We start from the raw sequence: 6,566 nt of genomic DNA on the forward strand, positions 1-6,566 counted from the left end.
ACCGGGCGGGGGCACCCTGCCCACCGACCGGCCGCGCCCGCCGCGCCCCTCAGACGCGGGCGGCCGGGTGAGGCGGGACCCGGTCGCCGCCGACGCGGTGGAGAAGACGGCCCGCGTGCACAACACCACGCCGTTCGTGGTGCTGCTCGCCGCCTACGCCACCGCCCTGGCGCGCATCGGCGGACTGACCGACCTGGTGATCGGCACCCCTGTGCACGGTCGTACGCACCACGAACTCGCGGACGTCGTCGGCATGTTCGTACAGACCATGCCGCAGCGGGTCCGGCTGGAGGAGGACACCACGCTGGGCGCGCTGGTGGCGGAGCTGCGGGAGAGCCACCAGAGCGCGCTGGACCGGGGCGCCGTCGCCTACGACCGGCTGGTGCGCGAGCTGGGCGTGGGCCGGCCCGGACTGCGCGACCCGCTGGTCGACGCGTTCTTCGGCCTGCAGAACCTCGACTCCTACGAGTTCGCCGAGGCCGGGCTCACCGCCTCGCTGGACTTCCTGCATCCCGGCACCACCCGGTTCGACCTCAACCTCCAGGTCCACGTCCGCCCCGACCGCCTGGTCTGCGACCTGGAGCACTCCACCGAGCTGTACGAACGGGCCTCCGCCGACCACCTGCTGGACTCCGTCCTGCTGGCACTGGACGAGATCGCCATCGCCCCCGAGGGGCCGGTGCTGCGGCGCCGCACGGCGCGGATCTACGCCAGTGACGCCGACTTCGACTTTGGAGCAGCACGATGACCACGTTGCGCGGCAGCCAGGCCCTGAACGAGTACCCGGAGCAGACCCGGTACTGGCGGCGCTGGGCCACCGCGCTGGAGGCGGCCACCCTGCTCCACCACGACTTCCTCGCGGGCACCGGCGAGGAGCCGTCCACCGGGGTGTGGGAGCAGGACCTCGACGCGGAGGCCGTGGCCCGCGCGAGCGCCCTCACCGGCGAAGAACCCACGCTGACGACGGTGTTCACCACCGCCGTCGCGGCCGCGGTCGCCGCCACCGAGACCGACAGTGCCCGCGTCTGCGTCCGCACCCACGCGGGGGACCGCGAGTTCCCCGTGCTCGTCGACGTCGGCACCGACGCCCGCGCCCTGCTCACCGAGGTCCGCCGCGCCTACCGCGAGGGCGCCGCCCACCTCGATGTGCCGCCCGCCCAGGTGCTGGCCGCCGAGGGCGTCGCCCCCACCGACCTCGCCGTACTGCCGTACCAGGCGTCCACGCTTCCCGACGGGATCATCGCGGCGTTCGCGGTGCGCGACGGCAGGCTGCGGCTCACCTACCGCGTCGACCTCCTGCTGCCCGGCACCGCACGGCGCCTGGCCGGGCGGTTCGCGCGGGCCCATGCCCGGATCGCCGCCCTCGGCCTGGTGCACGGCACACCGGAGGCGGCCGAGACGGAGCCGGAAGAGCGGGCCAACCGCACCGCCCACGCCTACGAAGCGGGCACGCTGCTCCACGAGTTCGTCGAGCACACCGCCGCCCGGTACCCCGGCCGCCCCGCGGTGCTCGACGGAGACGGGCTGACCTACGCCGAGTTCAACACCCGCGCCAACCAGCTCGCCCGTCGCCTGCGCGAACTGGGCGCCGGCCCCGGTGAGATCGTCGCCGTCGCCCTGCCGCGCGGTCCCGAAGCGCTGGTCGCCTTCCACGCCGTGCTCAAGGCGGGCGCCGCCTACCTGCCCGTCGACCCGGCCCTGCCCGAGGCGCGCCGCCGCCACATGGTCACCCACAGCGGCGCCGGCATCGCGGTCGGCCCCGACTGCCCCGGCGCCCTCCATCTCGTGGACCCCGCCGACCCGGCCCTCACCGGGCTCGACGGCACCGACCTGCCTCCGCTCGCCACCGAGCGCGATCTCGCCTACGTCATCTATACCTCCGGCTCCACCGGCCGCCCCAAGGGTGTGATGGTGGAACACCGGGCGATCGTGAACCGGCTGCGCTGGATGCAGCGGCAGTATCCGCTCACCCCCGCCGACGTCGTCCTGCACAAGACGCCCACCGCCTTCGACGTCTCCCTGTGGGAGATCTTCTGGTGGGCGCTGGCGGGCTGCGCGGTCAGCACCCTGCCCTCCGGTGACGAACGGGACCCCGCCGCCCTCGTCGCCCGCATGAGCGAACACGCGGTGACCACCGTGCACTTCGTCCCGTCCATGCTCCAGGCGTTCCTCGCCCACTGCGCCGACGGCACCGCGCCCACCGGGCTCGGCCGGATCTTCGCCAGTGGCGAGGCGCTGCCCGCCGAGGCGATACCCGCCCTCGCCCGCGCCTTCCGCGGCCCCGGCGCCCCGGCGCTGATCAACCTGTACGGGCCGACGGAGGCCGCCGTCGACGTCACCCACCACGACTGCACCGGCCATGACCCCCGCCGCCCGGTCCCGCTCGGCACCCCCATCGACAACATTCGGCTGCGCGTCCTCACCCGCGACGGCCGCCCCGCCCCGGTCGGCGTACCGGGCGAGCTGTACCTGAGCGGAGTCGGGCTCGCCCGCGGCTACCTGGGCGCCCCCGGCCTCACCGCCGAGCGCTTCCTGCCCGACCCGACCGCGCCCGGCGAGCGCTGCTACCGCACGGGAGACGCGGCCCGCTGGCGGGAGGACGGCACCGTCGAGTACCTGGGCCGGCTCGACGATCAGGTGAAGGTGCGAGGTCACCGGATCGAGCCCGGCGAGACGGAGCACGCCCTCGCCGCGCTGCCCGGCGTCACCGAGTGCGCGGTGGCCCTGCGCGAGGGCGCCCTGTGCGCGTACGTGGTGGGGGAGCGGCCGGACACGGACGCGCTGCGCGCCGGGCTGGCCCGACAACTGCCCGCCTACATGGTCCCGTCCCGGTTCGTGCCCGTCGAGGCGATCCCGCGCACCCCCAACGGCAAGCGGGATCTGAAGGCTCTCGCCGCGCTCCCGGTCGCTTCCGGCCCCGGGTGGGTGGCCCCTCGTACTGCGCTCGAGGAGGAGCTGGCCGGGATCCTCGGCGCGGCACTCGGCCGGGACGGCCTCGGTGTCACGGACAACTTCTTCGAACTCGGCGGCGACTCCATCAAGTTCATCGGCGTGCTGGCCGCCGCCCGCCGCGCCGGACTCGACTTCACCTTCCAGGAACTGTTCGCCCACCCCACCGTTGCCCGGCTCGCCCCCCTGGTCCGCCGGGCCGAACCCGTCGTGCCCGAGGTCCCGGCCCCCTTCGCCGCCCTGCCGCCCGCCGACCGGGACGCGCTGCCCCCCGACGCCGAGGCCGCCTACCCCCTCTCCAGCCTTCAGGCCGGACTGCTCTACGAGATCGCCACCCGCGACGCCGCCGTCTACCACGACGTCTCCGGCTACCGCTACGACGCCCCACTGGACCCCGGCCTCTTCCGGCGGGCGGCCGCCGAGGCGGCCCGCCGCCACCCGATGCTGCGGACCTCCTTCCACACCACCGGGTACCGCCGCCCGACCCAGGTCGTCCACCGCGACGCCCCCGACTGGTGCGCCGTCGTCGACCTCACCGGCCAGGACCCCGACGCGCAGCGCGCCTACCTCGAGCGGGCCACCGCCGAGGAACTCGCCACCGGCTTCCCCGAGGGCACCGTCGGCCCCGTACGGATGCGGCTCTGCCTGCTCGGCGGCGACCGGCACCACCTGCTGCTCAGCTACCACGCGGCCGCCCTGGACGGCTGGAGCGTCAACCGGCTGCTGTACGACCTCTTCGACCTCTGCTTCGACACCACCGCCGAGGAGGGCCGGCCCGGCGCCGGATACGAGGAGTTCATTGCCCTGGAGCAGCGGTCCGTCGCCTCCGAGGAGGACCGCGAGTTCTGGCTCGGCCGGCTCGACGGGGCCGACGCCACCGCGCTGCCCCGCACCCCGGGTGCCGACCTCGACGCCGCCGAGACCGTCCGCACCCTCGACGTCCCGCTCGACGCCGGCCTCGGCGCCGCGCTGCTCGCCACCGCCGCTCGGCTCGGCGTGCCCGTCAAGTCCGTGCTCCTCGCCGCGCACGCCGCCGTGCTGTCCTTCGCCGCCGGGCGCGACGACATCACCACCGGCTACGAGCACAGCGGACGCCCCGAGCGGCAGGACGCCGAACGCACCCTGGGCCTCTTCCTCAACACCCTCCCCTTCCGCGTCCGCACCGACGCCCCGACCTGGGCCGACCTGGTCCGGCGGGTCTACGACGAGGAGGGCGCGCTGCTGCCGCACCGCCGCCACCCCATGGGCGAGATGACCCGGCAGGTGCGCCGCCCGCTGTTCGAGGCCGTCTTCAACTTCACCCACTTCCACGTCCTCGGAGCCCTCGCCCGCCGCCATGGTGCCCGGCTGCACCGGGTCTCCGTGCACAGCCAGACCGAGTTCCCGCTGCGCGCCGAGTTCTCCCGCGACGCCCTCGACGACACCGTCGGGCTCCAGCTCCACTACGACGGCTCCGTCTTCGACCGGGCCGGGGTGGAACGGTTCGGCGGCTACTACCTGCGCGCCCTGCGCGCCCTGGCCACCGACCCCGACGCCCCGCCCTTCGCCCGCACCCTCATGAGCGAGGAGGAGCTGGCCTGGCTCGCCCGGCACCGGAGCGGTCCGGCGCGGGAGGTGCCCGGCACCACCCTGCTCGACCGGTTCGCCGGCACCACGGCCCGCCACCCCGGGCGCACCGCCGTCAGTCAGGGCCCCGACACCCTCACCTACGCCGAACTCGACCGCGCCTCGAACCGGTTGGCACAGGCCCTCGCCGCGCGCGGCGCCGGACCCGGTGACGTGGTCGCGGTGCGCATGAAGCGCGGGCTGCCCTGGGCGGTGACCCTGCTCGGTGTGCTGAAGGCGGGTGCCGTCTACCTCCCGCAGGAACCCGGCGATCCCGCCGAACGCCTCCGGTACGCCGCGACCCGCAGCGGCTGCCGCCTTGTCGTCACCGAGGCCGAGTACACCGCCCTGCTCGCCGCGCCCGAGGCCGACGACACCCCGCCCGCCCACCGGCCCGGCCCCGACGACCCGGCCTACGTCATCTTCACCTCCGGCTCCACCGGCGAACCCAAGGGTGCCGTCGTCGAGCACCGGGGGATGCTCAACCACCTCCAGGCCAAGGTGGACGACCTCGCGCTGAGCGGCGACGACGTGGTCTCCCAGGTGGCCTCCCAGTGCTTCGACATCTCCGTCTGGCAGCTCGTCGCCCCCTGGCTCACCGGCGGCCGCAGTGTCATCCACGACCGGGTGACCGACCCCGCCGACTTCCTGGACACGGTGATCGCCGAGGGCGTGAGCGTGCTGGAGGTCGTACCCTCCCTGCTGGACGCCCTGCTGGACACCCTGCAGGCCTCGCCGCGCGAGCTGCCGCGGCTGCGCTGGCTGATGGTGACCGGCGAGGCGTTCGCCCCCGCCCTCGCCCGCCGCTGGTTCGCCGTGTACCCGGCGATCCCGGTGGTCAACGCCTACGGGCCCACCGAGGCGTCCGACGACATCACCCACCACATCCTGCGCGGCCCGGTGGACACCGAACGCGTCCCCGTCGGCAGCCCGATCATCAACACGACGCTCCACGTCCTCGCCGAGAACGGCACCCCGGTCCCGCCCGGAACTCTCGGCGAGATCCTGGTGACCGGCCCCTGCGTCGGCGCCGGATACGTCAACGACCCCGAGCGCACCGCGGCCGCCTTCCCCGCCAACACCCTCGATACCACCTCCGCCCGCGCCTACCGCACGGGCGACCTCGGCCGCTGGCTGCCCGACGGCACCCTCGACTGCGTCGGCCGCCGCGACCAGCAGGTCAAGCTGCGCGGCCACCGCGTCGAACTCCCCGAGATCGAACAGACCCTGACCCGGATCGCGGGCGTCGACCAGGCCTTCGCCGAGGTGCGCCGGCACGGCGGACGCATGCTGCTGGCCGTCTGGTACACCGGCGACGCCGAGCCAGGCCCCGGGCGGCTACGCGAGGAGGCAGCCCGGCTGCTGCCCGCCTACATGCTGCCCGACGTGATCGCCCGGCTCGACGAGGTGCCGCTCAACCGCAACGGCAAGGCGGACCGCAACGCCCTGGCCGCCCGTCCGCTGCCCGCCCTCACCACCCGTACCCCCGAGCCGCCCGCCGACGACACCGAACGCGCGATCGTCCGGCTCTTCGCGGAGGCACTGGGCGTGCCCGAGGAGTCCATCGGCGCCGACGACGACTTCTTCGACCTGGGCGGCCACTCCCTCGCCGCGATGGCCGTGGCGGCCCGCTCCGACGGCCTGGTCACCGTGCGCGGCCTGCTGCAGGGGCGTACGAGCCGTGCCCTGGCCCGAGGAGCGTCCGGCACCGGCGGGCTGCTGGTGGAGCTGGCCGCCGCGGCCCGGGACCCGGAGCTGACCGTGGTCTGCTTCCCGTACGCGGGCGGTTCCCCGGTGAGCTACCTGCCGCTGGTCAAGGCGCTGGAGGACACCGGACCCGTCCGGTTCCGCACGCTGGACCTGCGAGCGGACGACGTCCCCGACACCGGCACCCTGCTGCGTGACCTCACGGCCGAACTGAGCGACGTCAGCGGTCCGTTGGTCCTGCTCGGGCACTGCGCCGGGGCCGGACCCGCGCTCGCGCTCGCGCGGGCGCTGCCCGACCGGCCACC

General features: G+C 74.8%; 2 protein-coding genes. Both read left to right on the plus strand.

All coding sequences use genetic code 11. The features are described from left to right. The coding region (locus GT030_RS31035; protein WP_161203937.1) for a condensation domain-containing protein at nt 1-748 on the plus strand (748 nt) is incomplete at its 5' end. After that, a partial coding sequence (locus GT030_RS37225; protein WP_161203938.1) for a non-ribosomal peptide synthetase occupies nt 745-6,566 on the plus strand: 5,822 nt, incomplete at its 3' end. The genes GT030_RS31035 and GT030_RS37225, both read left to right, overlap by 4 nt.

The sequence above is a fragment of the Streptomyces sp. SID1328 genome (assembly GCF_009865595.1).
Lineage (GTDB): Bacteria > Actinomycetota > Actinomycetes > Streptomycetales > Streptomycetaceae > Streptomyces > Streptomyces griseoluteus.